The sequence below is a fragment of the Blastococcus sp. SYSU DS0617 genome (assembly GCF_054051075.1).
This window is the reverse complement of sequence record NZ_JBJHAO010000017.1, coordinates 1-26,850: the sequence shown is the minus strand read 5'-3', so window position 1 is coordinate 26,850 and position 26,850 is coordinate 1. Positions and strand designations below refer to the sequence as shown.

General features: G+C 74.4%; 22 protein-coding genes and 2 riboswitches. Of the genes, 13 read left to right on the top strand and 9 right to left on the bottom strand.

Annotated features, from left to right (window positions below):
- Positions 1–89 precede the first annotated feature (89 nt).
- The gene (gene cobO / locus ACI793_RS16500) at positions 90–689 is read right to left on the bottom strand and encodes a cob(I)yrinic acid a,c-diamide adenosyltransferase (protein ID WP_456607459.1); all 600 of its coding nucleotides are present in this window, start codon (positions 687–689) and stop codon (positions 90–92) included.
- Between the two features lie 16 nt (positions 690–705).
- Positions 706–2,805 carry a putative cobaltochelatase gene (locus tag ACI793_RS16495; protein WP_456607458.1) on the bottom strand — a complete coding sequence of 700 codons (2,100 nt, stop codon included), beginning with the start codon at positions 2,803–2,805 and terminating at the stop codon, positions 706–708.
- 76 nt (positions 2,806–2,881) lie between these two features.
- Positions 2,882–2,954, bottom strand: a riboswitch (cobalamin riboswitch).
- 131 nt (positions 2,955–3,085) lie between these two features.
- On the opposite strand from ACI793_RS16495, the gene ACI793_RS16490 reads away from it, so the two are divergent.
- From ACI793_RS16490 to cobM, 4 genes are all read left to right on the top strand, one after another.
- Entirely contained in the window at positions 3,086–3,730 is a 645-nt protein-coding gene (locus ACI793_RS16490; protein ID WP_456607457.1) for a TetR/AcrR family transcriptional regulator, read from the top strand.
- A 16-nt stretch (positions 3,731–3,746) separates the two neighbouring features.
- Complete coding sequence (locus ACI793_RS16485; protein WP_456607456.1) at positions 3,747–4,502, top strand: maleylpyruvate isomerase family mycothiol-dependent enzyme; 756 nt, start codon at positions 3,747–3,749, stop codon at positions 4,500–4,502.
- A gap of 113 nt (positions 4,503–4,615) precedes the next feature.
- Positions 4,616–5,848: a precorrin-6y C5,15-methyltransferase (decarboxylating) subunit CbiE gene (gene cbiE / locus ACI793_RS16480; RefSeq protein ID WP_456607455.1), complete on the top strand. Its 1,233-nt coding sequence runs from the start codon at positions 4,616–4,618 to the stop codon at positions 5,846–5,848.
- Positions 5,845–6,588: a precorrin-4 C(11)-methyltransferase gene (cobM, locus tag ACI793_RS16475; RefSeq protein WP_456607454.1), complete on the top strand. Its 744-nt coding sequence runs from the start codon at positions 5,845–5,847 to the stop codon at positions 6,586–6,588. Before cbiE ends, cobM begins: the two co-directional genes overlap by 4 nt.
- Here cobM and ACI793_RS16470 read toward each other — a convergent pair.
- On the bottom strand, positions 6,585–7,676 hold the full coding sequence (locus ACI793_RS16470; protein ID WP_456607453.1) for a cobalt-precorrin-5B (C(1))-methyltransferase: 1,092 nt from the start codon (positions 7,674–7,676) through the stop codon (positions 6,585–6,587). The two genes, cobM and ACI793_RS16470, sit on opposite strands and share 4 nt — an antisense overlap.
- Before the next feature lie 17 nt (positions 7,677–7,693).
- On the opposite strand from ACI793_RS16470, the gene ACI793_RS16465 reads away from it, so the two are divergent.
- Together ACI793_RS16465 and ACI793_RS16460 are read left to right on the top strand one after the other, a co-directional pair.
- Positions 7,694–8,458: a cobalt-precorrin-6A reductase gene (locus ACI793_RS16465; RefSeq protein WP_456607452.1), complete on the top strand. Its 765-nt coding sequence runs from the start codon at positions 7,694–7,696 to the stop codon at positions 8,456–8,458.
- 28 nt (positions 8,459–8,486) lie between these two features.
- Complete coding sequence (locus ACI793_RS16460) at positions 8,487–8,888, top strand: hypothetical protein (RefSeq protein WP_456607451.1); 402 nt, start codon at positions 8,487–8,489, stop codon at positions 8,886–8,888.
- Positions 8,889–8,894: 6 nt separating this feature from the next.
- On the opposite strand, the gene ACI793_RS16455 is transcribed toward ACI793_RS16460, so the two are convergent.
- The 3 genes from ACI793_RS16455 to ACI793_RS16445 form a co-directional block, all read right to left on the bottom strand.
- A complete protein-coding gene (locus tag ACI793_RS16455) occupies positions 8,895–10,433 on the bottom strand; it encodes a precorrin-2 C(20)-methyltransferase (RefSeq protein WP_456607450.1) in 1,539 nt (512 codons plus the stop codon).
- On the bottom strand, positions 10,430–11,068 hold the full coding sequence (locus ACI793_RS16450; RefSeq protein WP_456607449.1) for a precorrin-8X methylmutase: 639 nt from the start codon (positions 11,066–11,068) through the stop codon (positions 10,430–10,432). The genes ACI793_RS16455 and ACI793_RS16450 overlap by 4 nt, the downstream gene beginning before the upstream one ends.
- A 161-nt stretch (positions 11,069–11,229) precedes the next feature.
- The gene (locus ACI793_RS16445; RefSeq protein WP_456607448.1) at positions 11,230–12,471 is read right to left on the bottom strand and encodes a DUF222 domain-containing protein; all 1,242 of its coding nucleotides are present in this window, start codon (positions 12,469–12,471) and stop codon (positions 11,230–11,232) included.
- Between the two features lie 186 nt (positions 12,472–12,657).
- Here ACI793_RS16445 and ACI793_RS16440 point away from each other — a divergent pair, with 186 nt between their 5' ends.
- Positions 12,658–13,302, top strand: a complete 645-nt coding sequence (locus tag ACI793_RS16440; protein WP_456607447.1) for a dihydrofolate reductase family protein — start codon at positions 12,658–12,660, stop codon at positions 13,300–13,302.
- Between the two features lie 4 nt (positions 13,303–13,306).
- Here the strand turns inward: ACI793_RS16440 and cobG are convergent, their stop codons facing one another.
- Positions 13,307–14,458 (bottom strand): precorrin-3B synthase, encoded by a 1,152-nt coding sequence (cobG, locus tag ACI793_RS16435; RefSeq protein WP_456607446.1) that lies wholly within the window; start codon positions 14,456–14,458, stop codon positions 13,307–13,309.
- An 82-nt stretch (positions 14,459–14,540) separates the two neighbouring features.
- Positions 14,541–14,610: riboswitch (cobalamin riboswitch) on the top strand.
- A 52-nt stretch (positions 14,611–14,662) separates the two neighbouring features.
- On the opposite strand from cobG, the gene cobN reads away from it, so the two are divergent.
- Positions 14,663–18,289, top strand: a complete 3,627-nt coding sequence (gene cobN, locus ACI793_RS16430) for a cobaltochelatase subunit CobN (RefSeq protein ID WP_456607445.1) — start codon at positions 14,663–14,665, stop codon at positions 18,287–18,289.
- Positions 18,290–18,541: 252 nt separating this feature from the next.
- Positions 18,542–20,614 (top strand): acyltransferase family protein, encoded by a 2,073-nt coding sequence (locus ACI793_RS16425; protein ID WP_456607444.1) that lies wholly within the window; start codon positions 18,542–18,544, stop codon positions 20,612–20,614.
- A 58-nt stretch (positions 20,615–20,672) separates the two neighbouring features.
- Here the strand turns inward: ACI793_RS16425 and ACI793_RS16420 are convergent, their stop codons facing one another.
- A complete protein-coding gene (locus ACI793_RS16420) occupies positions 20,673–21,839 on the bottom strand; it encodes an alpha-hydroxy-acid oxidizing protein (protein ID WP_456607443.1) in 1,167 nt (388 codons plus the stop codon).
- A gap of 221 nt (positions 21,840–22,060) precedes the next feature.
- On the opposite strand from ACI793_RS16420, the gene ACI793_RS16415 reads away from it, so the two are divergent.
- Positions 22,061–23,335: a cytochrome P450 gene (locus ACI793_RS16415; RefSeq protein WP_456607442.1), complete on the top strand. Its 1,275-nt coding sequence runs from the start codon at positions 22,061–22,063 to the stop codon at positions 23,333–23,335.
- Between the two features lie 40 nt (positions 23,336–23,375).
- On the opposite strand, the gene ACI793_RS16410 is transcribed toward ACI793_RS16415, so the two are convergent.
- Positions 23,376–24,389: an alanine racemase gene (locus ACI793_RS16410; protein ID WP_456607441.1), complete on the bottom strand. Its 1,014-nt coding sequence runs from the start codon at positions 24,387–24,389 to the stop codon at positions 23,376–23,378.
- A 189-nt stretch (positions 24,390–24,578) separates the two neighbouring features.
- Between ACI793_RS16410 and ACI793_RS16405 the strand changes: the two genes are divergently transcribed.
- Genes ACI793_RS16405 through ACI793_RS16395 form a run of 3 tightly spaced genes read left to right on the top strand, consistent with a single transcriptional unit; the run spans position 24,579 to position 26,691 of the window.
- Positions 24,579–25,211 (top strand): TetR family transcriptional regulator, encoded by a 633-nt coding sequence (locus ACI793_RS16405; protein ID WP_456607440.1) that lies wholly within the window; start codon positions 24,579–24,581, stop codon positions 25,209–25,211.
- Positions 25,208–25,420 carry a ferredoxin gene (locus tag ACI793_RS16400; RefSeq protein WP_456607439.1) on the top strand — a complete coding sequence of 71 codons (213 nt, stop codon included), beginning with the start codon at positions 25,208–25,210 and terminating at the stop codon, positions 25,418–25,420. The genes ACI793_RS16405 and ACI793_RS16400 overlap by 4 nt, the downstream gene beginning before the upstream one ends.
- On the top strand, positions 25,417–26,691 hold the full coding sequence (locus tag ACI793_RS16395; protein ID WP_456607438.1) for a cytochrome P450: 1,275 nt from the start codon (positions 25,417–25,419) through the stop codon (positions 26,689–26,691). Before ACI793_RS16400 ends, ACI793_RS16395 begins: the two co-directional genes overlap by 4 nt.
- Positions 26,692–26,850 lie beyond the last annotated feature (159 nt).

Genomic DNA, 26,850 nt, shown 5'->3' with positions numbered 1-26,850 from the left:
CGCGATCATCGACTTGTGCCCGCCGACACGCGACGGCACGCCGGATCGGCTGGCGACAACCCGATGTTCGCGGGAAGGCGGGCGGAGGCTCACCATTCGATCCCCCGCTGGCCCTTCTGCCCGGCGTCCATCGGGTGCTTGACCTTGGTCATCTCGACGACGAGGTCCGCGGCCTCCACGAGTGCGGGGTGGGCGTCCCGCCCGGTGATGACCACGTGCTGCGTGCCGGACCGGTCCCGCAGCGTCGCGACGACGTCGTCGACGTCCACCCAGCCCCACTTCATGGGATAGGTGAACTCGTCGAGCACGTAGAAGCGGTGCGCCTCCGCGGCGAGGTCGCGCTTGATCTGCGCCCAGCCCTCCGCGGCGTCGGCGGCGTGGTCGGTCTCGGTGCCGGCGCGGCGCGACCAGCTCCAGCCCGAGCCCATCTTGTGCCAGACGACCGGGCCGCCCTCGCCGGTCTGCTCGTGCAGCCGGCCCAGGGCGGTGAGCGCGTTCTCCTCGCCCACCTTCCACTTCGCGCTCTTGACGAACTGGTAGACCGCGATCGACCAGCCCTGGTTCCAGGCGCGCATGGCCATGCCGAACGCGGCGGTGGACTTGCCCTTCATCTCGCCGGTGTGCACCACGAGCAGCGGCCGGTTGCGTCGCTGCCGGGTGCTCAGCCCGTCCTGCGGGACGACCGGCACCTGTCCCTGCGGCACGTCAGGCCGCCCGGGCGCTGCGGACCGTGGCGGCGAGCGCGTCGGCGCCCAGCTCCTCCAGCCGCAGGGTCTCCGCGCCGAGCGCCGTCCCCAGGGCGCCGGCCAGGCCCAGGCGGACGGGACCGGACTCGCAGTCGACCACGACCGCCGCGGTTCCGGCCGCCGCCAGCAGCGTCGCGGCCGCCTGGGCCTCGGCCAGCGATCCACTGCCCCGCGCACCGGTGGCCCGCCCGTCGGTGACGACGACGAGCAGGGGGCGGCGCCGGGGATCGCGGATCCGCTCCAGCCGGAGGACGCGGTGCGCCTCCAGCAGCCCCGCGGCCAGCGGGGTCCGGCCGCCGGTGGGCAGGTCGGTCAGTCGCGCGGCCGCCGCCTCGACCGACCACGTGGGCGGGAGCGCGAGCTCGGCCGTGGCACCGCGGAAGGTGACCATGCCGACCTTGTCGCGACGCTGGTAGGCGTCCAGGAGGAGCGACAGCACCGCCCCCTTGACCGCGGCCATCCGGGCCCGCGAGCCCATCGACCCGCTGGCGTCGACCACGAAGAGGACGAGGTTGCCCTCGCGGCCCTCGACGGTGGCCTGGCGGAGGTCCTCGCGGGCGATCCGCAGCCCCGGGCCGCTGCGGCCACGGGCCCGCTGGTGCGGTGCGGCGGCCAGCACGGTGGCGGTCAGGTGCAGCTTCGTGACGCTGCCGCTCGGGTGGCTCGACCCGACGACCCGGCCCCGCTCCGAGCGGGCACGCGACCGCCGTCCGGGCGCGCCGGCGCCGATGCCGGGCACCTCCAGCCGCCGTGCGCGGAACGGTTCGGACGGCGCGACCGCGGCCCGGTCGGGCGCGGGGGAGGCGTCGGTGTGCCCACCGTCCTCGCCCCGCGGCGCCGTCGTCGGCTCGCCGCCCTCGGGGCCGGGTCGGCCGTCCTGGCCCGGCTCCGCGCCGTCACCCGGGCCCTCGTCGCGGCCGTGCCGGCCGGCGTGGTCGCCGGGGGAGCCGTCGGCCGGTGGCGGGCTGTCGCCGTCGGGGCCGCCGTCGGTGGGGTCGGTGCCCTCCGGCGGGGTGGGGTCGTCGTCGGGCGGGGAGTCGGGCGGGGAGTCGGGGCGGCTGTCGGACAGCGCCTGCTCCAGCGTCTCCTCGTCGAGCCCCGGTGCGTCGAAGGGGTTGCGACGGCGGCGGTGCGGCAGCGCCAGGCGGGCGGCGACCCGGACGTCGTCCTCGGTCACCTCGTCGCGGCCGCACCAGGCGGCGTGCGCGATCGCGGCGCGGGCGGTGACCAGGTCGGCGCGCAACCCGTCGACGTCGAAGGCGGCGCACACCGCGGTCACCTGCTGCAGGGCGGCGTCGGAGAGGACGACGCGCGGGAGGCGGGCGCGGGCGTCGGCGATGCGGGCGGCCAGCCCCGACTCCTCGGTCGACCAGGCGGCCGCGAACCCGGCGGGGTCGGCGTCGGAGGCGAACCGGCGGCGCACCACCTCGGCGCGCTCGGCGGGGTCGCGGGGCGCGGCCACCTCGACGGTGAGGCCGAAGCGGTCGAGCAGCTGCGGCCGCAGCTCGCCCTCCTCCGGGTTCATCGTCCCGACGAGCAGGAATCGGGCGGCGTGCCGGACGGAGACGCCTTCGCGCTCGACGTAGGCGGTGCCCATGGCCGCGGCGTCCAGCAGCAGGTCGACGAGGTGGTCGTGCAGCAGGTTGACCTCGTCGACGTAGAGCACGCCCCGGTGCGCCGCGGCCAGCAGGCCGGGCTCGAACGCCTTCACGCCCTCGGTGAGCGCGCGCTCGAGGTCGAGCGAACCGACGACCCGGTCCTCGGACGCACCCACGGGCAGCTCGACCAGCCGCGCGGGACGCACCGGACCACCGGCGGTCGGTTCGTGCGGCCCGTCGGGGCAGGCCGGGTCAGGAGCGGCGGGGTCGCAGGCGAAGCGGCAGCCGGGCACCACGGCGACCGGCGGCAGCACCGCGGCCAGCGCACGGACCGTCGTCGACTTCGCCGTGCCCTTCTCGCCGCGCACCAGCACGCCGCCGACGGCGGGGGAGACGGCGTTGAGCAGCAGGGCCAGCCGCATGTCGTCCATGCCGACGACGGCGCTGAAGGGGTAGGTCATGCGCGAACACGGCGCACGGAACACGCGTCCTCTCCCCGGGTGTCCACGCCCGGAGGTGGCAGGAGCGCGACGGCGGGAGTTCCTGACTCACCGGCCCGGAGGCCGGCTCACAGTGGCGGGACCGCGCCGGAATCTCACCGGGCTTCCTCCACTGCCGTCGCGTGTGGCGGCGCAATGAGACCACGAGGCGCCGGCGGCGGCAACGACCGGGCTCGGTCCGCCCGACAGTTACCTAAGACCCTGTTGACTTCCTAATGACATTAGGAGAAGAGTCGGCGTCGTGACCGGAGCGGTACCCCTGGACCGTCGGCAGCGGCGTCGCCAGGAGACGATCGAGCAGGTGCTCGACGTCGCCGTCGAGGTGATGGCGGAGCAGGGCGCCGCCGGCCTGACGCTCGGCGAGGTGGCCCGCCGGATGGGCGTCCGCCCGCCGTCCCTCTACGGGTACTTCGACGGCAAGCACGCTCTCTACGACGCCCTGTTCGAACGCGGGTGGCGTGCCCTGCGCGAGACGATGCACGAGGCCGGGGCGACCGGGGAGGACGCCGATCCGCTCGCCGCCCTGCGTGCAGGCACGACCGTCCTGGTCCGCTGGGCCGTCGAGCACCCGGCCCACTCGGCGCTCATGTTCTGGCGTCCGGTGCCCGGCTTCGCGCCCTCGGCGCGCGCCTACGCGCCGGCCGTCGAACTGGACGTCGAGTCCCGCGCGCTACTGGTCCGGCTGCGCGACGCCGGGCACCTCGCCGCGGACGTGGACATCGACCGCGCCTACCGCACCTGGACGGCGCTGGTCGGCGGGGTCATCTCCCAGCAGCTGTCCAACGCGCCGGGCGAACCGTTCGAGACCGGCGCCTTCACCAGCGTCCTGCCCGACGTCATGGACATGTGGCTGCGCCATCACCGAGAGAACCCACCCGCCTGCTGATCCGAGGAGGTCCGTCGTGACCGCTCCCGCTCCTGCCCGTCCCCGCCCGCGGACCGCCGCCCTGGACCGGGACACCGCCTACCGGCTCGCCGCCACCGAGTACGCGCGCATCCACGCCGTCCTCCGGGACCTGGCGGCCGACGACTGGAATCGGCCCACCGACTGCCCCGGCTGGGACGTGCAGGCCATGGCCGCGCACGTGCTCGGGATGGCGGAGATGGCCGCCTCGGTGCGCGAGATGGCCCGCCAGCAGCGGCTGGCCGGCAAGGCCGGCGGCGGCATCGACGCGCTGACCGACGTGCAGGTGCGCACGCACGCCGGTCTGGACGGCCCGGCGATCGTGGCCGCCCTCGAGGCCACCACGCCCCGCGCCCTGCGGGGCCGGCGCCGGATGTCCCGGATCGTGGGCCGCGCGAAGCTGCCCGAGGAGCAGGTCATGGGGGACGTCCGCGAGTACTGGCGGATCGGCTTCCTGCTCGACGTGGTCCTGACCCGCGACGTCTGGATGCACCGCGTCGACGTGTGCCGCGCGACCAGCCACGAGCTGGAGCTCACCCCCGGGCACGACGGGGTCCTGGTCGCCGACGTCGTCGCCGAGTGGGCCGAGCGGCACGGCCGGCCCTACCGGCTGGTCCTGACCGGCCCGGCCGGGGGCCAGTGGTCGTCGGGAACGGGCGGTGAGGAGCTGGAGCTCGACGCGGTCGAGTTCTGCCGGGTGCTGTCGGGACGGGGGAGCGGGGCCGGTCTGCTCGGACAGCAGGTGCCCTTCTGACCTCGCCCGCTCCCGGCTCCGGCCGAGTGGGGCCGGGCCGCTCGCGATCGGGGTGTCCGTCGCCGCGCATCGTGTCGACCGGGCTCGGGGGCCCGTGCCTAGGATCGCCGGTCGTGCGTGCTGACGAGCGGGACGGAGCAGCGCCGGTCACCGTCGTGGGCATCGGCGCCGACGGGTGGGCCGGCCTGTCGCCGACCGCCCGGCGCGCGATCGAGGGGGCCGACGTGCTGCGCGGCAGCGACCGCCAGCTCGCCCTGGTGCCTCCGTCGGTGGCCGCGGAACGGGTGCCGTGGCCCCGCCCGCTGGGCCCGGCGCTCCCCGGCCTCCGCGACGCCCACCCCGGCCGACGCGTGGTCGTCCTGGCCAGCGGCGACCCCATGTTCTCCGGGATCGGCACCTCGCTCGTGCGCGTGCTCGGGCCCGAGGCCGTCGAGGTCGTCCCGCACCCCTCGTCGGTGACGCTGGCCTGTGCGCGGATGGGCTGGTCGGTGGAGGAGACCACCGTCGTCGCGGTGGTCGGCCGGCCGGTCGAGCTGCTGGCCCCGCACGTCACGCCGGGCCGGAGGCTGCTGGTGCTCGGCTCGGACACCGCGTCACCCGCGGCGGTGGCGGACCGCGTCACGGCGTGGGGCTACGGCGCCAGCCGGATGACCGCGCTGGCCCAGCTGGGCGGCCCCCGCGAGCGGCGGTTCACCGGCACCGCGGCGGACTGGCCGCACGCCGAGACCGACCCGCTGGTCGTCACCGCCGTCGAGGTGGTCGCCGACCCGGGCACCGTGCCGCTGCCGACCACTCCGGGACTGCCCGACGACGCGTACGAGCACGACGGCCAGCTGACCAAGCGCGACGTCCGGGCCGTGACGCTGGCCCGGGTGGCGCCGCTGCCCGGTCAGCTGCTGTGGGACGTCGGCGCGGGGTCGGGGTCGATCGGCATCGAGTGGATGCGGACCCACCCCTCCTGCCGGGCGGTCGCCGTGGAGAGCTCCCGGGACCGTGCCGCGCGCATCGTCCGCAACGCCGGCCGGCTCGGCGTGCCCGACCTGCAGGTGGTGGAGGGCCGGGCGCCCGAGGCCCTGGCCGGGTTGCCCATCCCGGACGCCGTCTTCGTGGGAGGCGGGGCCACCGTGCCGGGAGTCCTCGACGCCTGCTGGGCCGCGCTGCCCGCCGGTGGCCGCATGGTCGTCAACGCGGTCACGCTGGAGAGCGAGGCCGTGCTGGCCGACCGGCACGCCCGCTGGGGCGGCGAGCTGGTGCGGCTCGCCGTGGCGCACGCGGTGCCGGTGGGCGGATTCAGCGGCTGGAAGCCGGCCATGCCCGTGACGATCTGGTCGGGAGTCAAGCCATGACGGTGCACTTCATCGGAGCGGGCCCCGGCGCGGCCGACCTGATCACGCTGCGCGCGGCGCGGATCATCGCGGCGGCGCCGGTCTGCCTCTACGCGGGCGCCCTGGTGCCGCGCGAGCTGCTCGACACCGCCCCGCCCGGTGCCCGGCTGGTCGACACCGCCGACCTGGACCTCGACCAGATCACCGGGGAGCTGGTCGCCGCCCACGAGGCGGGCCACGACGTCGCCCGGCTGCACTCCGGCGATCCGTCGGTCTACAGCGCCATGGCCGAGCAGATGCGCCGCCTCGACGCGGCCGGCGTGCCCTACGACGTCGTCCCGGGCGTGCCGGCGTTCGCCGCCGCGGCCGCGTCGCTCAAGCGGGAGCTGACCGTCCCCGGCGTCGGCCAGACGGTGATCCTGACCCGCACCTCGGCCCGCTCCACCGCGATGCCGGAGGGAGAGGACCTCGCCACGCTCGGCGCCTCGCGGGCGACCCTGGTGCTGCACCTGGCCGTGCAGCGGATCGCCGAGCTGGTGCCCGAGCTGGTCCCGCACTACGGCGCGGACTGCCCGGTGGCGGTCGTGGCCCGGGCCAGCCGGGACGACGAGCTGATCCTGCGCGGCACGCTCGCCGACATCGCGGAGCAGGTCGGGACCGCCGGGGTGAAGCGCACGGCGGTGGTCATCGTCGGAGCGGTGCTGACCGCCGGGGAGTTCCCCGACAGCCACCTCTACTCGACGACGAGATGCCGCTCCTAGGCGCGGCCGACGATCGTGCCGCCGCGGTCGATGACGACGACGTCCACCTCGACCGGCGCGCCGTGCAGGACCCCGAGCGCGGTGTCGCGGGCGCCGGCCGCGACGAGGTCGCCGAGCGGGACGCCGGCGGCCGAGCACTGCTGCAGCGCGTCGAGCGCGGTGTTGGCGGCGCGCACACCGGCGACCAGCTCCGGCGGACCGCCGGCCTCGCGGACCCGGGCGGCCAGCGACTCCGTCGACACCTGCGAGCGGCCGGAGTGCAGGTCGAGGTGACCGTCGGCGAGCTTGGCCAGCTTCCCGATCCCACCGGCGACGGTCAGCCGGGGCACCGGATGGCGGCGCAGGTACTTCAGGACGGCGCCGGCGAAGTCGCCCATGTCCAGCAGCGCATCCTCGGGCAGGCCGTGCAGCTCGGCGGCCACCCGCTCGCTGGTGGAGCCGGTGCACCCGGCGACGTGCTGGTGGCCGGCGGCCCGGGCGACGTCGATGCCGCGGCGGATCGAGTCGATCCACGCCGAGCACGAGTAGGGGACGACGACGCCGGTCGTGCCGAGGATCGACAGCCCGCCGAGGATGCCCAGACGGGGGTTCCAGGTCTTCCGGGCGAGCTCCTCGCCGTGCTCCACCGAGATCTCGACGACGACGTCGCCGGTGCCGCCGTGACGCGAGGCCACCGCGGCGACGTGCTCCCGCACGAACTGCCGGGGCATCGGGTTGATCGCCGGCTCGCCCACCGGCAGCGGGAGCCCCGGCTTGGTCACCGTGCCGACTCCGGGCCCGGCCCGGAACGTCACCCCGCTGCCGGGCTCGCCGTGCGTGACCCGGGCGCTCACCAGGGCTCCGTGCGTGACGTCGGGGTCGTCGCCGGCGTCCTTGACGACGCCCACCGTGGCGACGCCGTCCCCGAGCAGCTCCCTGGCCAGCGCGAAGGACGGGTGGTTGTCCTTCGGGAGGTCGATGGTCACCGGGTCGGGGAACTCGCCGGTGAGCAGCGCGGTGTAGGCGGCGGTGGTCGCGGCGGTCGCGCAGGCGCCTGTCGTCCAGCCGTAGCGCAGCCCGCTGCTGCCCTCCCTGCCCGCGGTGGTCACGTGATCAGGATGCACGGGTGGTGAGCGGCACCGGCCGGGTGCTCGTGCTCGGCGGCACGGGCGAGGCCCGCCGGCTGGCGACGGCGCTGGTCGCCGAGGGCGTCGACGTGCTCAGCTCGCTGGCCGGGCGGGTGGCCGATCCGCAGCTGCCGCCGGGAGAGGTGCGCATCGGCGGCTTCGGCGGGGCCGCCGGCCTGGCCGCCTGGCTGCAGGCGAACCCGGTGGACGCCGTGGTGGACGCGACGCATCCCTTCGCCACCACGATGACCGCGTCGGCCGCGGCCGCCGCCGAGGTGGCGCGCGTGCCCCTGCTGCGGCTGCAGCGGCCGGGCTGGACCGCGCAGCCGGGCGACGACTGGCGCTGGGTCGACTCGCTGGAGGAGGCCGCGGCAGCCGTCGCCGGGTTCGACCGCGTCTTCCTCACCACCGGCCGGCAGGGGCTGGGCGCCTTCGCCGGGCTGGCGGCGCACTGCCTGGTGCGGTCCGTCGACCCGCCCGACCCGCCGCTGCCCGCGCGCACCACCGTGATCCTCGAGCGCGGCCCGTTCAGCCTCGACGACGAGCTGGCCCTGCTGCGCGAGCACGCCGTCGAGGTCGTCGTCACCAAGGACAGCGGCGGCGCCATGACGGCGGCCAAGCTGACCGCCGCCCGCGAGCTCGGGCTGCCGGTCGTGCTGGTGCGCCGTCCGGCCCTGCCTGAGGGGGTGCCGGTGGTCGCGACGGTCGAGGAGGCGCTGGCCTGGGTGCGCGGCAGTCTCGATCCGGCCACATCCGTTGACTGAGTTCCGCACCACGAGGACGGTCGGCCGCATGCGACTCCGGACGGCGCTGCTCGGTGTCGCCGTCGTCGCCGTCGTGGCCGGCTGCGGTGGTGCGGACGAGGGCAGGAGCACTGCCGGATGCGCGGAGCCAGTCGCCCCGGGGGCGCCCGCCGAGGTGCGGGCCGGCGACGAGCTGACGCTGTCCGTCACCGGCCCCTTCGAGTGCCGGGACGGCGACCCGACCGGTCCGGAGCCGGAGCGCCCGCTGGGCGACGTCGGTGTCCACTTCTTCCAGGGGGACGGCTTCCCCGAGGCGGTCGACGACGTCACCGCGAGCGGGACGACCTACGACGGAACCGTGGTCGTCGTCGTGCCGGAGCACGCCGAGCCGGGCCCCGCCAGGATCTCGGTCGGCGGCCTGGTCGGCGCGTCCTTCACCGTCCTGCCCTGACCGTCCTCAGCCGGGGTAGGTCCGCGACGTCCAGACCTGGCCGGACGGCCCCACCCGGGTCTGCGAGGAGCCGATGATCAGCAGGCACCGCATGTCGACGGTCTCCGGGTCCAGCTCGCCCAGCGTGGTCACGGTCAGCTGCTCCTCGGGCCCGCCGACGTCCCGGCCGACGACCACCACGGTGTCGGGCGAGCGGTTCTCCAGCAGTACCTTCTGCGCTTCGCCGAGCTGGTGCGGGCGGTGCTTCGAGCGGGGGTTGTAGAGGGCGATCACCAGGTCGGCGGCGGCCGCGTGCCGGAGCCGGTCGACGACGACGTCCCACGGCTTGAGGACGTCGGACAGCGACATCACGCAGAAGTCGTGGCCGAGCGGGGCGCCGACCTTCGAGGCGACCGCCTGGGCCGCGGTGAGCCCGGGGACGACGCGCACCGGCACGTCGGCGAACTCGGGGCGGCCGGCCACCTCGAGCACGGCGGCGGCCATGGCGAAGACGCCCGGGTCGCCGCTGGAGACGACCGCGACCCGTCGTCCCGAGCGGGCCAGCTCGAGGGCGTGCGCGGCGCGCTCGGCCTCCACCCGGTTGTCGCTCGGGTACCTCTCCTGGCGGGGGTTGGCCGGCACCCGGTCCAGGTACGGGCCGTAGCCGATCAGCACGTCCGCGCCGGCGAGCGCGTCGGCGGCCTCGGGCGTCGTCCAGTATCGGGCGCCGGGGCCCAGCCCGACCACCACGACCTCGCCGGCGGTGGCGTCCTCGTGCGCGGTCCGCTCCTCCACGGGCAGCTCACCGGTGAGCGGACTGGGCAGCAGGGCGAGCGAGAAGTACGGGACGCTGGCCGGGTCGACGTCGGCCAGCGGCATCGTGCGCTGTCCGTCGGTCGTGGCGCGCTCGACGTAGAGGGCGCGGTCGAGGACGCCGGCGCGGTCGAAGGCCTCGCGGACCTGCGGGAAGGTGCGGCCGAGCTTCATCACCGCGGCCGAGTCGGTGGTCGACAGCCACTCGGCCAGCTCCTCGGCGGGCAGCGTGCCGGGCAGGACGGTGAGCACCTCGTCCCGCTCGACCAGGGGCCGTCCGACGGCCGCGGCCGCGCCGCTCACGCTGGTGACGCCGGGGACGACCTCGGTCGGGAACCGGTGCGCGAGCCGCTTGTGCATGTGCATGTACGAGCCGTAGAAGAACGGGTCGCCCTCGGCGAGCACGACGACGTCGCGACCGGCCTCCAGGTGCGCGGCCAGCCGGGCGGCCGCGGCTTCGTAGAACTCGTCGATCGCGCCCTGGTAGCCGCCGGGGTGGTCGGTGGTCTCGGTGGTGACCGGGTAGACGAGCAGCTCCTCGATCTGGCCGTCCCGCAGGTAGGGGGCGGCGATCCCGCGGGCCACCGACCGGCCGTGCCGTGCGGCGTGGAAGGCGACGACGTCGGCCGCGCCGATCAGCCGGGCGGCCTTGACGGTGAGCAGCTCCGGGTCGCCGGGCCCGAGCCCGACCCCGTACAGGCGGCCGCTCGTGCGCGTCTGCTCGTGGCCATGCTGGCCCTGCTCGAGGCTCATTCGACGTCGCTCGCGATCGCGTTGACCGCGGCGGCGGTGATCGCGCTGCCACCGCGCCGGCCACGGACGACGAGGAAGTCCAGGTCGGAGGCGGCGAGCGCGTCCTTGGACTCGGCCGCGCCGATGAAGCCGACCGGGATGCCGAGGACGGCGGCCGGCCGTGGTCCTCCGGCGGCGACCATCTCGAGCAGGTGGAACAGCGCGGTGGGCGCGTTGCCGATGGCGACCACGGCACCGTCGAGCCGGTCGCGCCACAGTTCGAGCGCGGCGGCGGTGCGGGTGGTGCCCAGGTCCGCGGCGAGCGCGGGCGTGCGTGGGTCGTTGAGCGTGCAGACGACGTCGTTGTCCTTCGGCAGCCGGCGCCGGGTGACGCCGGAGGCGACCATCTGGACGTCGCAGAGCACCGGTGCCCCGGCGTCGAGGGCCGCCTGGGCGCGTTCGACCACGGCGGGGGAGTACGCCACGTCCTCGACCAGGTCCACCTGCCCGCAGGCGTGAATCATGCGTACCGCCACCCGGGCGACGTCCTCGGGCATGCCGGCGAGATCGGCCTCGGCGCGGATGGTCGCGAACGACTGCCGGTAGATCTCGGCGCCGTCCTTCTCGTACTCGTACATGCGCTGCGGGGTCTCCATCGCACTCGGTGCCGGCGCGGGCGAGCGCCGTGCGGGGGCGAGGCTACGTCCCCGACCGCGCCGCGCCCGCCGCGGTCGCCCCGGCCGGCGGTCGGGCAGCCGGCGCGTCCGGGCGTCGCGGCGTGCTGACACTGCCGCACGACGGACACACGTTGCGCATGTCAGGCGGAGGCGAGGAACGGTTCGGGGAGGACGACGATCTCGGTGCCGTCGGGGCGCCACGTGCGCCATCGGCCGTCGGGTTGTCGTTCCACCCGGAACCCGTGGTGGACCTTGGTGTGGTGCCGTTCGCACAGCAGCGCTGAGTTCTCCAGCGAGGTCTCCCCGTCGTGGGCGAGCCACTCGAGCACGTGGTGGACGTCGCACCAGTGGCTGGGGGCGTCACACCCGGTGAACACGCAGGTGCGGTCGCGGATCTCCACCGCGCGGCGGAGGTGTGGAGGCACGACACGGTGGGTGCGGCCCAGGTCCAGCAGCTGCCCGTCGGGGCCCATCACCACGCGGCTGACGACGCTGTCGCACGCGAGCCAGCGGGCGCGGGCCGCCGAGATCAGGGCGCCGAACCCGGTCCGGCCCGCACCGGCGCCGGGGTGGGGGTCGACGAGGTCGTCGAGGTCGATGACGACGGCGACGTGCGGCTTGACGGTGCGCAGGGTCGGCAGGGCCCCGGAGGCCAGGGCGTTGTCGGTGAGCTGCACGAGGGCGTCGGCCTGCTGCTGGGAGCGGGTGCGGGTGTCGCCGGCCGGGCGGGAGGCCTGCAGGATCGACTCGACCGCGGCCAGCACCTTCTCCCCGCCGATCGCGTCGAGGACGAACCGGCCGGTGACCATGCCCTTGCTGTCCCGGGCGGTGACGAAGCTGCGCTGCTCGGTGGGGTCGGGTTCGGTGCCGTCGGGGTCCAGCCGGGCCAGGTAGTGCCCCACGACCTGCCGCAGCTCGGTGTGCGGCCGGGTCATCGCCACCTCGGCCAGTGCGGCGTCGATTGCGGCGACGTCGACGTCCTGCGCCTCGGCGGCAGCCAGGTTCTCGGCCGAGGCGACCGGCGCGATCGCGTTGACCGCCTCTGCCGTCACCGCACCCGCCGCGGCAGCGGAGGCTAGCGCGGGCAATTGCTCCAAAGCCCGACCGTTGCGCACCAGCCGGCTTGCCTCGCCCTGCGTGAGCCGGTGGTGCCCGCGCAGCCAGGAGGCCATCGACGCCTTGCCGTCGTGCTCCGCCGCCCCGGCCACCTCGCACTGCCGCACCGTTCGCGCGATCTCCGCGGCCAGCCGGTTCGCCGCGGTCAGCAGCGGCCCGAGCCGCTCCAGTAGCGCCGGCCCGAACAGGCCGTCGATCCGCTCACCGGCGAGCCCGTCCAGAGCCTCGGTGAGCTCGTCCACGACACCTCCCAGTGATTCGATCATCTGTTCGAATCATACCGCTCGAAGGTTGCTACCGCATCGTGAATCCCCAGGTCAGGACCGCGTGCACAGATGTCGGGGCAGCCTTGACGAAGCGGCGGCGTGCCGGGCGGCGGCACGGGGGAGCGAAGCCGATTAGTTCCGCCGACGGCGGGGGTCGAACAGTCGTCGCCCACTCAGGAGGAATCCGTGGCACAGCTGCTCAGGGTCCAGAACTTCACCGTCTCCAGCGACGGCTTCGGTGCCGGCGAGGGCCAGAGCCTGGAGCGGCCGTTCGGGCACGCGAACCCCGGTGAGCTGATGGCCTGGGCCCTCGCGACGGCGGGTTTCCCCAACCGCACCGGGCCCGGCGGCAGCCGCGGGCTCGACGACTACTTCACCCGCGACTTCGGCAACAACGTCGGCGCGGAGATCATGGGCCGCAACAAGTTCGGCCCCCAGCGCGGTCCGTGGGAGGACCACGCGTGGCAGGGCTGGTGGGGCGACGAGCCCCCGTTCCACACCCCGGTGTTCGTGCTGACCCACCACCTCCGGCCCTCGTTCACGCTGTCGGACACCACGTTCCACTTCGTCGACGGCGAACCGGCCGAGGTGCTGGAGCAGGCGCGGCAGGCGGCCGACGGCAAGGACGTCCGGCTCGGGGGAGGCGCGACCGTGATCCGGGAGTTCCTGGACGCCGACCTCGTCGACACGCTGCACGTCGCGGTGGCGCCGGTCGAGCTCGGTGCCGGGACCCGGCTGTGGACGTCACCCGACGAGCTGCGCGACCGCTTCCACTGCGACGTCGTCCCGAGCCCGAGCGGCGTGACCCACCACCTGTTCTGGCGCAGGTGACCGCTCAGCCGACGCGGTAGCCCTCGCCGGTCGCCACGACGTCCAGGACCTCGCCGGAGGGTCGGCCGCAGCGCCGCTCGCACCCGACCCAGTGCTGCCGGGCGCCGTCGGCCGGAAGGGTGCCCGCGGCGACCGCCCGGACGACGTCACCGCGGACGTCGGCCAGCGACTTCGCGCATCCCGGCCGCCCGGCGCAGGCGGTCACCCGCAGCCACGGGCTGCGGGGATCGAGCTCGAGCCCCGCCGCGGCGAGGACGGCAGCCGCTCCCGCGTCGGCCAGGTCCGGGACGACGACGCTACGCCACGGCGTGAGCTGGAGGTCGGCGTCCGAGACCTGCGCGAGCAGCTCCGCCTGGGCAGCCGTCAGCCGGCCCAGGGGGACGACGGCGACCAGCGCGGTGCGGCCGTCGTCCTGAGCCACGGCCCCGCCCGGCCCGGACGTGGACGCCGGCGGCACTGTCACCGGCCGCACCCGTGGCCCCCCGAGGGAGGCCGCGATCCGTCCGGCGCCGTCGGCGAGCTCCTTCACCCGCCACGCGGTGCCGCCCTGGGCGGCGCGCTCGTCGACGAAGGCGCGGGTCGCGGCCAGGGCCACGGGAACGGCGTCGGCGGGCGAGCAGCGCAGCCCGGTGTCGGTGCCGGCCAGGAGCAGGGCGACGTCGCCGGATCCCAGCGCGAGCAGCCCGATGTCGGCGCCCAGCCCGGCGACGTCGCCACGGCCGTCGTCGAAGGCGGCGAGGAACCGGCCCGGCAGCTCCGCCAGCGCCGGATCGGCGCAGAGCGCCGCGTCGAAGGCCGGCACCCAGGCCCGCACGTCGAGCAGCCCACCGGCCCGGCCGCTCAGCACGCTGGCCAGGATGTTCCGCGCCGTCTCGTGGGTGGCGCTGGGCAGCAGCCCGGCCGCCGCCAGCCGGTCACCGAGCTCGGTCTCGGCCCCGGATCGCAGGCCGCGGAGCTGAACGTTGCCGCGGCTGGTCAGCTCCAGGGCCCCGTCCCCGAGCTCGCGGGCGGCCGCGCTCAGGACGAGGAGCTGCACCGGGGTCAGCGCGCCGCCCGGGACACGGACCCGCGCCAGGGCGCCGTCGGCGGCGGCGTGCGTCTGGAGCGCGCCGGGACAGGCGTCCGCCCGGTCGCGGAGGGGGCGGGGAGCGGTCATGGCGGGAGCGAGGTTACGTCGGCCGCCGCGGTGCGGAGCGGGACCGGGCACCGGGTACGGTCCCTCCATCACGGCAGTGCGTGAGGAAACCGGTGCGACTCCGGTGCGGTCCCGCCACTGTGACCCTGGGCGACCAGGGGAGCCAGATACTCCGGCTGCCGTGCCCGACGACCCGGGGCGCGGACCCCGAGGGAAGGCTCTCCCATGACCTCACGGCGCACGTTCACGCTGCTGTCCACGTCCGACACCGACCTGCTGTCGGCGCGATCCAGCGACTCCTCGTGGCGGCTGGGCAACCCGGTCCGGCTCGGCTCGGCCGGCATCGTCGAGCTGGCGACCGGTACCGACCTCGTCGTCGTCCGGATCCTCGGCGTCCGGCGGAAGTACGAGGACATGCTCCGGCCGCTGCTGGACCTCGGCGTGCCGGTCGTCGTGCTCGGCGGGGAGCAGCTGCCCGACGCCGAGCTCATGGAGCTGTCCACCGTGCCGATGGGCGTGGCCACCGAGGCGCACGCCTACCTGGCCCAGGGCGGACCGGACAACGTGGTGCAGCTGCACCGCTTCCTCGCCGACACCGTGCTGCTGGACGGCGAGGGCTTCGAGGCACCCGCCGTCGCACCGGACTGGGGCCTGCTGGACCGCCCGAGCGACGCGACCGGCCCGCGCGTCGCCGTCCTCTACTACCGGGCACACCACCTGGCCGGGAACACCGCGTTCGTGCACACGCTGTGCGAGGCGATCGAGACCGCCGGCGGCGTACCGGTGCCGATCTACACGGCGTCGCTGCGGTCGGTCGACCCGGCGATGCTCGACGTGCTGCGCACGGTCGACGCCATGGTCGTCACGGTGCTGGCGGCCGGCGGTTCCAAGCCGGCCACCGCCCAGGCCGGTGGGGACGACGGCGCCTGGGACGTCGGCGAGCTGGCCCGGCTGGACGTCCCGGTGATCCAGGGCCTGGTGCTGGGCACCCCGCGGGAGACGTGGGCGGCCAACGACGACGGGCTGTCCCCGCTGGACGTCGGCAACCAGGTGGCCATCCCGGAGTTCGACGGCCGGATCATCAGCGTCCCGTTCTCCTTCAAGGAGGTCGACGACGAGGGGCTGACCTCCTACGTGCCGGACCCCGAGCGGGCCGCGCGGGTGGCCGGCACCGCCGTCGCGCACGCCCGGCTCCGGCACACGCCCCCCGCCGACCGGAAGATCGTGGTGATGCTGTCGGCCTACCCGACCAAGCACGCACGGATCGGCAACGCGGTGGGCCTGGACACCCCCGCCTCGGTGGTCCGGCTGCTGGCCGCGATGGCCGGGCAGGGGTACGACATCGGCCCGTTCGACGGCGAGGGCTCGCTGCCCGGCGTCGCGGACCTGGATGGCGACCGGCTGGTGCACGCCCTGATCGAGGCCGGCGGCCAGGACCCCGACTGGCTCACCGCCGAGCAGCTGTCCGGCAACCCCGTCCGCATCCCGGCCGCGGAGTACCGCCGGTTCTTCGACACGCTGCCCGCCGAGCTCACCGACCGGATGGTCGAGCACTGGGGCCCGCCGCCCGGTGAGCTGTTCGTCGACCCGGCCGACGACTGCATCGTGTTCGCCGCCCTGCGCGCCGGCAACGTCGTGGTGATGGTGCAGCCGCCGCGCGGCTTCGGCGAGAACCCGATCGCGATCTACCACGACCCCGACCTGCCGCCCAGCCACCACTACCTGGCCGCCTACCACTGGCTGCGCTCGTCGTTCGGCGCGCACGCGGTCGTGCACGTCGGCAAGCACGGCAACCTGGAGTGGATGCCCGGCAAGACCGTCGGGCTGTCGGCGGCGTGCGCCCCCGACGCCGCGCTCGGTGACCTGCCGATGGTCTACCCGTTCCTGGTCAACGACCCGGGCGAGGGCAGCCAGGCCAAGCGCCGCGCCCACGCGGTGCTGATCGACCACATGGTGCCGCCGATGGCCCGCGCGGACACCTACGGCGACATCGCCCGGCTCGAGCAGCTGCTCGACGAGCACGCCAACATCGCCGCGATGGACCCGCCCAAGCTGCCCGCCGTCCGGCAGCAGATCTGGACGCTGATCCAGGCCGCCAAGCTCGACCACGACCTGGGCCTGGACGACCGGCCGCACGACGCCGAGTTCGACGAGATGATCCTGCACGTCGACGGCTGGCTGTGCGCCATCAAGGACAGCCAGATCCGCGACGGGCTGCACGTCTTCGGCTCCCCGCCGGAGGGCGACGACCGCGTCGGCCTGGTGCTGGCGATGCTGCGCGCCCGGCAGATCTGGGGCGGCGCGGTCGCGATGCCCGGTCTGCGCGAGGCGCTGGGCCTGGTCGAGGACGGGTCGGCCGGGCTGCACGAGACCGACGAGGTCGAGGCGCGCGCACTGGCGCTGGTCTCCGGCATGGAGGCCGCCGGCTGGACGCCCGAGGCCGTCGCCCCCACCGTCGCCGACGTACTGGGGGAGTCGCACGCCGAGGTCGAGCGGGTGCTGCACTTCGCCGTCGCGGAGGTCGTGCCCCGACTGGCGCGCACCACCGACGAGATCGACATGGCCCTGCACGCGCTGGACGGCGGGTACGTGCCGGCCGGCCCGTCGGGCTCGCCGCTGCGCGGGCTGGTCAACGTGCTGCCGACCGGCCGGAACTTTTACTCCGTGGACCCCCGCGCGGTGCCGTCCCGGCTGGCCTGGGAGACCGGGCAGGGCCTGGCCGAGTCGCTCGTCGAGCGGTACGTCGCCGAGACCGGGGCGCACCCGCGCTCGGTCGGGCTGTCGGTGTGGGGTACCTCGGCGATGCGGACCTCCGGTGACGACGTCGCCCAGGTGCTGGCGTTGCTCGGCATCCGGCCGGTGTGGGACGAGGCGTCCCGCCGGGTCACCGCGCTGGAGCCGATCCCGCTGGCGGAGCTGGGGCGCCCGCGGATCGACGTCACCGTGCGGATCTCCGGGTTCTTCCGGGACGCCTTCCCGCACGTGGTGACCATGCTCGACGACGCCGTCACGCTCGCTGCGGGGCTGGACGAGACGCCGGAGCAGAACTTCGTGCGCGCCCACGTGGACGCCGACGTCGCCGAGCACGGGGACCGCCGCCGGGCGACCACCCGGGTGTTCGGGTCCAAGCCCGGCGCCTACGGGGCCGGGCTGCTGTCGCTGATCGACAGCCGCAACTGGCGCACCGACGCGGACCTCGCCGAGGTCTACGCGGTGTGGGGCGGTTACGCCTACGGCCGGGACCTCGACGGCGTCGCGGCCCGGTCGGACATGGAGACCTCGTACCGGCGGATCGCGGTCGCGGCCAAGAACATCGACACCCGCGAGCACGACATCGCCGACTCCGACGACTACTTCCAGTACCACGGCGGGATGGTCGCCACGGTGCGCGCGCTGACCGGCTCCTCGCCCAAGGCCTACATCGGCGACTCCACCCGGCCTGAGCACGTGCGCACCCGGTCGCTGGTCGAGGAGACCTCCCGGGTGTTCCGCGCCCGGGTGGTCAACCCGAAGTGGCTGGCTGCGATGCGGCGGCACGGCTACAAGGGCGCCTTCGAGATGGCCGCGACCGTCGACTACCTGTTCGGCTACGACGCCACCACCGGCGTCGTCGCGGACTGGATGTACGAGGGTCTGGCGCAGACCTACGTGCTCGACCCGGAGAACCGCGAGTTCATGGAGCAGTCGAACCCGTGGGCGCTGCACGGCATCGCCGAGCGGCTGCTCGAGGCGGTCGACCGGAAGATGTGGGCCGAGCCGGATCCGGCGCTGCTGGCCGAGCTGCAGCAGGCCTACCTGGACACCGAGGGTGACCTGGAGGGCGGGGAGTCCCCGGCCCAGGTCGGCCGCTGATCCCAGCTGTCGAGCGGTACGGCGGCGCGGGGGCGTTCGCGGATCCCCCGGCCCCGACGTGGCCGCGCGGCGGGCGGCGTCCCCCGGAGGGGGGTGGCGGTGGCGTGGCCTGCGGTTTCTGTGCTTTTCTGGAGTGACGCTAGCCACTTCGTGAGGCGAGAGTTGCCCGAGGGGGCCAGCACGATGACGCACGCTCCAGCCACGGGCAGGAGGGGCCGCCACAGAGCGCCGCGCGGCGGTCCTGCCGCGACCGTGGACCAGGGCCACTTCCGCGCGGACATCGAGGGTCTCCGCGCGGTGGCGGTCGGGCTCGTGCTGCTGGCCCACGTCGCCGGCTGGCCCGCGGGCGGCTTCATCGGCGTCGACGTCTTCTTCGTGATCTCCGGCTTCCTCATCACCGGGCTGCTCCTGCGCGAACGCGCCCGGACCGGGCGGATCTCCTTCCGCGGCTTCTACGTCCGCCGCGCCCGCCGGATCCTCCCGGCAGCGGCGGCCACGCTGACCGTCACGGTGCTGGCCTCGTGGTTCCTGTTCCTGGGCGGGCGCTTCACGCAGACCGTGAGCGACGTCCTCTGGGCAGCGTTCTTCGGCGCGAACATCACCTTCGCGCGGCAGTCGACGGACTACTTCCAGGAGGGCCTGCCGCCCTCGCCCGTGCAGCACTTCTGGTCGCTGGCGGTGGAGGAGCAGTTCTACCTGGTCTGGCCGGTCCTGATCCTGGCGATCTTCGCCGTGCCCCTGGCGCGTGGCCGTCTCCGGGGACCGCTGACGGGCGCGGTGCTCCTGGCGGTGTCCGCCGCCTCGCTGGCGTGGTCGGTCCACGCGACGGCCGTCTCCCCGGACACCGCCTACTTCTCCACCTTCGCGCGTGCGTGGGAGCTCGGGGCGGGTGCGCTCGTCGCCGTGGCAGCGGCGCAGCTGGCCCGGATCCCCGGCCCGCTCCGCGCCGTCCTCGCCTGGGCGGGTCTGGCCGGCGTACTGCTCTCGGCCTTCGTCATCTCGCCGCAGACCCCCTTCCCGGGGTCGGCGGCGCTGCTCCCGATCCTCTCCGCGGTCCTGCTGGTGGCCTTCGGCGCCGCACCCGGCGGGCCGCGGGCCGCCTGGGCTCTCGGCAGCGTCCCCGCTCGCTACGTCGGTCGGATCTCGTACTCGCTGTACCTCTGGCACTGGCCGGTCATCGTGCTGCTGGCCACCGTGATGGCCGGCGACACCGTCGTCTTCTACGCCACGGCAACGGCGTTGTCCCTGCTCCTGGCCACGGTGAGCTTCTACGCCGTCGAGCAGCCGGTGCTGCACTCGCGATGGCTGCTCGGCGCGCCGACCCGGCGACGGTCGGCCGAGGCGAGTCAGGTCTTCCGCCGGGCGAAGGTGGTCACCGTGACGGCAGTCGCCGCGGTGGCGGTCTCCGTGCCGGCCTTCACCGTGCTGGCGCCCACCGGGCAGGCGGAGCGGGCGGCACAGGACGCCGCGCAGGCGGCCGCCGCCGCGGCGCCTCGGCCGTCGACCGCCGACGTCGCTGCGCCGCCCACCCCCGCGGAGGTGCTGGCCGAGGAGATCCGGGTGTCCCTCACCACGCCCGCATGGGGGGAGCTCGATCCCGCGCTCGACGACCTCACCGACGCCGTCGCCCCCGAGTGGATCGAGGGCGGCTGCCTCAACGTCACGGCGGAGAACGTCGACGACTGCCGGTTCGGGGACCGGGACGCTCCCCGGCGGGCCGTCCTGCTGGGCGACTCCATCGCCATGAGCTGGCTGCCCGGCCTCCGGCAGGAACTCGAGCCCGCCGGCTGGTCCATCCAGGTCCTGACCTACGAGGCGTGCCCCAACCTCGCCCCGGGGACACCCGAAGACGACTCGTCGCGCGGGTGCGTGGCGCACCGCGAGTGGGCGTCGCAGTGGATCCTCGACAACCGGCCGGACCTGGTGATCGCGAGCAACGGCTACCGCAAGTCGGAACTGCGCCCGTTCTACGAGGCCGCCGCGACCGAGTTCCTCCGGACCCTCGCGCCCTCCGGGTCCGAGCTGGTGGTGGTCGCGCCACCGCCGGCTTCGCACTCCTTCGACACGTGCCTCGGCCCGGGCAGCAGCCCCAGCAGCTGCAACAACGCGCCGCACCCGATCTACGACGTCTTCCGGCCGCTCGAGCAGCGCGCCGCCGCGGCGGCGGGCGCGCGGTTCGTGGACAGCGAGGCGTGGTTCTGCGTGCAGGACCTCTGCCCGTCGGTCGTGGGCACGACCCCGGTCTACGCCCACTACAACCATCTGACGGCGAAGTACGCCCAAAGGATCGCGCCGGCCATGGTGCCGGCGATCCTCGGCGGCTGACGGCGATCGGCGCGCCCGACGGCGGCATCCCCGGGGTGTCCCGGGGACGCCGCCGGTCTCAGCCGACGGGGCGCAGCGCGTCGCGCGTCAGCGACGCGATCGTCGGATAGCCGTCGACGGCCATGGTCAGGTCGGTCTCGGCGAGCAGCGAGCGCAGCACGTGCTCGATGCCGGCCTGGCCGCCGACGGCGAGCCCGTAGGCGTACGGCCGGCCGACCGCGACGGCCCGGGCGCCCATGGCGAGGGCCTTCACGACGTCGGGCCCACCGCGGACGCCGCTGTCGAAGATCACCGGGGCCTCCCCGGCGGCGTCGACGACGTCGGCGAGGCAGTCCAGGGCCGGCAGGCCGCCGTTGGCCTGCCGCCCCCCGTGGTTGGAGCAGTAGATGCCGTCGATGCCGGCGTCGACGGCACGCCGTGCGTCGTCCGGCGAGCAGATGCCCTTGAGCAGGATCGGCAGCGTGGTGAGCGAGCGCAGCCAGCCGAGGTCGTCCCAGCTCAGGCTCTGGTTGCCGAAGATCCTGGCCCAGAGGCCGGTGGCGGCCTGCGGGTCCTCCTCCGGCGGGGCGTCCAGCCGGGAGCGGAACACCGGGTCGGAGGTGTAGTTGGCCAGGCACAGGCCGGTGAGCTGCGGGAAGCTGGCGATGCTCAGGTCGCGGGGCCGCCAGCCCAGGGTCAGCGTGTCCAGGGTGATGACGATCGCCCGGTACCCCGCTGCCTCGGCCCGCCGGACCAGGCTCTCGGTCAGCTCGCGGTCGTTCGGCGGGTAGAGCTGGAACCAGCCCGGGGTGTCCCCGAGGGCGGCGGCGACGTCCTCCAGCGGGTCCTGCATGAGCGTCGAGGCGATCATCGGGACGCCGGTCGCCGCCGCGGCGCGCGCGGTGGTGAGGTCGCCGTGGCCCTCGGGCTCGCAGATGCCGATGACACCGACCGGCGCCATCATCAGCGGCGTCGGCAGCTGCTGGCCGAAGATCTCGACGCCGAGGTCGCGCTGCGCGGCCCCGGCCAGCATGCGGGGCATGAGCCCCCAGCGCTCGAAGGCGGTCACGTTGGCGCGCTGGGTGTGCTCGTTCCCGGCGCCACCGGCCACGTAGGACCAGACCTCCTCGGACATGGTGGCCTCGGCGGCCCGCTCGAGGGAGGCGTAGTCCATCGGCAGCGTCGGCTTCTCGCCGACCAGCCCGTTGAAGTAGATCCCGAACTGCCACTCGCCGTGGTTGGCCACGTGCACTCCTCGTCGTTCTCGTCGGCGCGGGCCGGGGGAGCCGACCGTGCGCGGATCGTAGGCACCCACCGGCCCCCGCTGAGGGTGCGGCCCCCGAGAGGGTCCGCCCAGGACCGAAGGCCTTGACCGGTGAACTGAATCACATTTCAATTGACGGGTTCGGCCAGGCCACCGAGCCGCCCCCATCGCGAGATCCGGGATCCGCTGCAGAAGGAGCGACGATGACCGTCGACGACAGGTTCACCGAGGACTTCCACCGGCGGGAGCCCGCCGAGGAGATGCTCGGGACGTGGAGCGAGCCGGTGACCGGGCCGGTGTCGGACTGGGCCACCGACTTCTCCCACATCGACGAGCAGTACGCCGCGAACGCCCCGGAGATCTGGGCGGACCTGCGGGAGCGGTGCCCGATCGCCCACACCGAGCGGTTCGGCGGCGCCTGGCTGCCCACCCGGTACGAGGACGTGCAGGCGATCGCCTACGACACCGAGCACTTCAGCTCGCGGGCGATCATCGTGAACAACTACCGCCCCCCGCTGGACCTGGCGCCGGTCGGCGGTGAGCCGCCCATCTCGTCGGACCCGCCGTTCCACCACGACGCCCGCAAGCTGCTGCTGCCGGCGTTCACCAAGGCGAACGTCGCGAAGCAGGCGGTGACGACCGAGGCGTTCTGCCACTCGCTGATCGACGGCTTCGCCGGCCGGGACGTCGTGGACGCGGCGACCGAGTACGGCATGCACATCCCCATCCGCGTGATCGCCGACATGCTGGGCTTCCCCGCCGAGGACGGCCCGCAGTTCAAGGTGTTCGTGGAGAACGCGCTGGAGGGGATCAACGACCCGATGGAGGAGCGCGAGGAGCGCGGCAACGAGCTCTTCGACTACCTCCTGGCGCAGATCCGCGACCATGCGGCGAACCCCCGGGACGACCTGACCACCCACCTGATCAACGCCGAGCTGTACGGCCAGAAGCTGGAGCCGCAGCACGTGGCCGGGACGATGGCGCTGCTGCTCATCGCCGGCATCGACACCACCTGGAGCGCGATCGGCGCCTCGCTGTGGCACCTGGCGAAGAACCCGGAGGACCGTCGTCGCCTGGTCGAGGACCCGTCCCTGCGCGGGACGGCGGTCGAGGAGTTCCTCCGTGCCTACGCGCCGGTCACCATGGCGCGGCTGGTCAAGGAGGACATCAGCTTCGGCGGCGTGGAGATGAAGGCCGAGGACTGGGTGCTGCTGCCCTTCCCGGCCGCCAACCGGGACCCGGAGCGGTTCGAGGACGCCGACAAGGTGATCATCGACCGCGAGGTCAACCGGCACGCCGCCTTCGGGCTGGGCATCCACCGCTGCGTCGGCTCGCACCTCGCGCGGATGGAGCTGCGCGTGGCGCTCGACGTCTGGCTGGACCGCGTCCCGGAGTTCTCGCTGGCCGATCCCGAGGGCGTGCGCTGGTCCACCGGGCAGATCCGCGGGCCCCGGGCACTGCCGCTGCGCATCGGCTGAGGCCGGCCCTCACCGGCCCCGGGGGCCGGTCGTGCGGGAGCTACCAGCCGCGCATGTCGACCGGCCAGCAGTCGACGACCTCGTCGCCCTCGACCACCCACATGCGCTCGTGCAGCGCGCAGGTCGGGTCGATGTGGGCGGGGACCAGCCGCACGCGGTCCCCGACCGCGGGCAGCGGTGCGCCGTCCTTCGGCGAGAAGACGGTGTGCTCGTCCGAGCAGTACCAGACCGACGAGCCCGGCAGGGTCGGGTTGCCGTGGTCCATGCCGAAGGCCTTGAGCCCGGCGTCCGCGACGGCGTAGCCCTGGCCGCTGCTGACCGAGACCACGGTCGCGAGGACGGTCAGCGCCTGCTCGAACGGGACGTCGTCCTGCCCGGCGTACGCGGTGTCCATGAGCGCGTAGGAGCCGGCCTGCAGCTCGGTCACGGCGGTGTTCGTCCGCCAGGTACCGGTCCCGCCGCCGGAGAGGATGTCGCCGCCGACGTCGGCGGCGGCCTGGAGCAGCAGGTCCATGGCCTCCGCCGTCTTCCGCAGGCGCTCGCCGGGGTCGGCCACGAGCATCAGGTGGCCCTCGTAGCCCATGACGCCCCGGACCTCCAGGCCGGCGGTGCGTGCGGTGTCGGCCAGCCGGCCGGCGTCCTCCGGCGGGCAGCCGCAGCGGGGGAGCCCCACGTTGACGTCGATCAGCACCTCCCGGACGCCTCCGGCGACGGCGGCGTGCAGCACGGCGTCGGAGTCGACGGCGACCGTCACCCGGGCGCCCGCGGACACGACGGCCCCGAGCCGGTGCATGTCGAGGACCTCGTTGGCCAGCAGCAGGTCCTCGCCGAGCCCCGCCGCCGCCATCACCTCGACCTCGCGGATCGTGGCGCAGGTGAAGCCGACGTGCCCCCGGTCCGCCTGCAGACGGGCCAGGCCGCTGGTCTTGTGCGCCTTCACGTGCGGCCGGAGCCGGCGCGCCGGCCAGGCGCCGGCCATGGTGTCCAGGTTGCGCTCCAGGGCTCCCCGGTCGACGACAAGGGCGGGTGTGGGCAGCTCGCCGAGCCGCGTCACGGCGTGCTCGACACGGGCGTGATCATGGCCATGGCCGCGAGTGTGGCCGACGCGCGCGGGGCGCGGCCAGTCCTCGCCGGACCGTTCCCGCCTTCCGGCGACGTGGTCGGCGGCCGCCCCATGACGAATGCGCGGCGCCACGCCGCCAGCTCTTGACGAAGTGAACTGAATCACATTTCATTTCCGGTCATGGGGCGAACGGTCGGAGCCACCGCGGAGGCCACGCGTCGACGCCTCGTGCGCGCCGCGGCCGACGTGTTCGCCGCGCGCGGCTACGACGGCACCCGGGTGTCCGACATCGCGAGCGCGGCGGGCCTCAGCAACGGCGCGCTGTACGCCTACTTCACCTCGCGGGCCGACCTGCTGGTCGCCGCCCTCCGTGCGCACGGACGGCGACCGCTCGCCGACCTGGTGGCGCGGTTCCCCACCCGTTCGGTGGCAGACCTGCTCCTGCAGACGGGCACGGCACTGCGACGTCGGCCGGACCCCGAGGGTTTCCTGGCCGTCGAGGCGCTGATCGCCGCCCGGCACCACGGCGAGGTGGCCGGAGCGCTGCGCGACTACATCGGTGAGCGGGCCGACTGGCTCGCGGCCCTGGTCCGCGAGGGCCAGGAGCGTGGCGACCTCGACCCCGCGCTCCCGCCCCGGGCGGTCGCGCACTTCTGCCTGGCGCTGGCCGCCGGCACCACCCTCGTCAGCCCGGACCTCCACGACGTCGACGACGCGGAGTGGGCCGACCTGCTGGTCCGCGTCGTCGCCAGCCTCCAACCCGTCTCCGCCGCCGAAGACCCTGCCGCCGAACAGATCGGGACATCCGTATGAGAGTCGCCATCAACGCCGAGACGTGCCAGGGCCACGGCCGCTGCTACGACCTCGCCCCCGATCTGTTCGGCGAGGACGAGGAGGGCTACGCCACCCTCACCGCGCTCACGGCCGACGGCACCGTGCCGGAGGGTCGCGAGGGTGACATCCGCCTCGCTGCAGCCAACTGCCCCGAGTCCGCCGTGCTCGTCCAGGAGGAGGAACGATGACCGTCGACGACAGGTTCACCGAGGAGGCCAGGCAGCAGCGCATCGCGCAGGCCCAGCTCGGCACGTTCAACGAGGTCGTGGCCGGGCCGGTGTCCGACTGGACCACCGACTTCTCGCACATGGAGCCGGAGTACGCGGAGAACGCCATCGAGGTCTGGGACGACCTCCGGGGCCGCTGCCCCGTCGCGCGCACCGAGCGCTTCGGCGGCGCGTGGCTGCCCACGCGGTACGAGGACGTCGCGGCGATCGCCTACGACACCGAGCACTTCACGTCCCGGGCGATCATCGTGAGCAACGTCCGGCCGCCGCTCGACGTGGCCCCGGTGGGGCTGGCTCCGCCGATCTCCTCGGACCCGCCGTTCCACCACGACGCCCGCAAGCTCCTGCTGCCGGCGTTCACCAAGACCAACGTCGCCAAGCAGGCGGTGACGACCGAGGCGTTCTGCCACTCGCTGATCGACGGCTTCGCCGGCCGGGACGTCGTGGACGCCGCGACCGACTACGGCATGTACATCCCCATGCGGGTCATCGCCGACATGCTTGGCTTCCCGCAGGAGGACAGCGAGAAGTTCGCGCACTTCGTGGAGAACGCGCTCGAGGGGGTCAACGGGCCGATCGAGGAGCGCCAGGCGAGGGGGATGGCGCTGTCGGACTACCTGTTCGAGCAGGTCCGCGACCACCTGGACAACCCACGCGACGACCTCACGAGCTACCTCATCAACGCCGAGCTGTACGGGCAGAAGCTGTCCCCGCAGCACGTGGTGGGCACCATGACGCTGCTGCTCATCGCCGGCATCGACACCACCTGGAGCGCGATCGGCTCCTCGCTGTGGCACCTGGCGCAGCACCCCGAGGACCGCAAGCGTCTGGTGGAGGACCCCTCCCTGCGCCCGAAGGCGGTCGAGGAGTTCCTGCGCGCCTATGCGCCGGTCACCATGGCCCGGCTGGTCAAGGAGGACGTGGAGCTCGGCGGCGTCGAGATGAAGAAGGAGGACTGGGTCCTGCTGCCCTTCCCGGCCGCCAACCGCGACCCGGAGCGCTTCGAGGACGCCGACAAGGTGATCATCGACCGCGAGGTGAACCGGCACGCCGCCTTCGGGCTGGGCATCCACCGCTGCGTCGGCTCCCACCTGGCGCGCATGGAGCTGACCGTGGCCCTCGACGTCTGGCTGGACCGCATCCCCGAGTTCTCGCTCGCGGACCCGGACGCCGTCCGGTGGTCGGCCGGCCAGATCCGCGGGCCTCGGGCACTGCCGCTGCGCATCGGCTGACCCCGGTCACCGGCGCGGTGGCGCCACCGCGTCACCGCGCCACCGCGCCTCGGGCCCCCGTGTTCCGGGTCGTGGGGGGGGGGCCCCCGGCGGCACCTATTCGCACCTTAATACAAAACGCCAGGGCTGGGCCAATGCCCAGATCAAAGACACCAACCC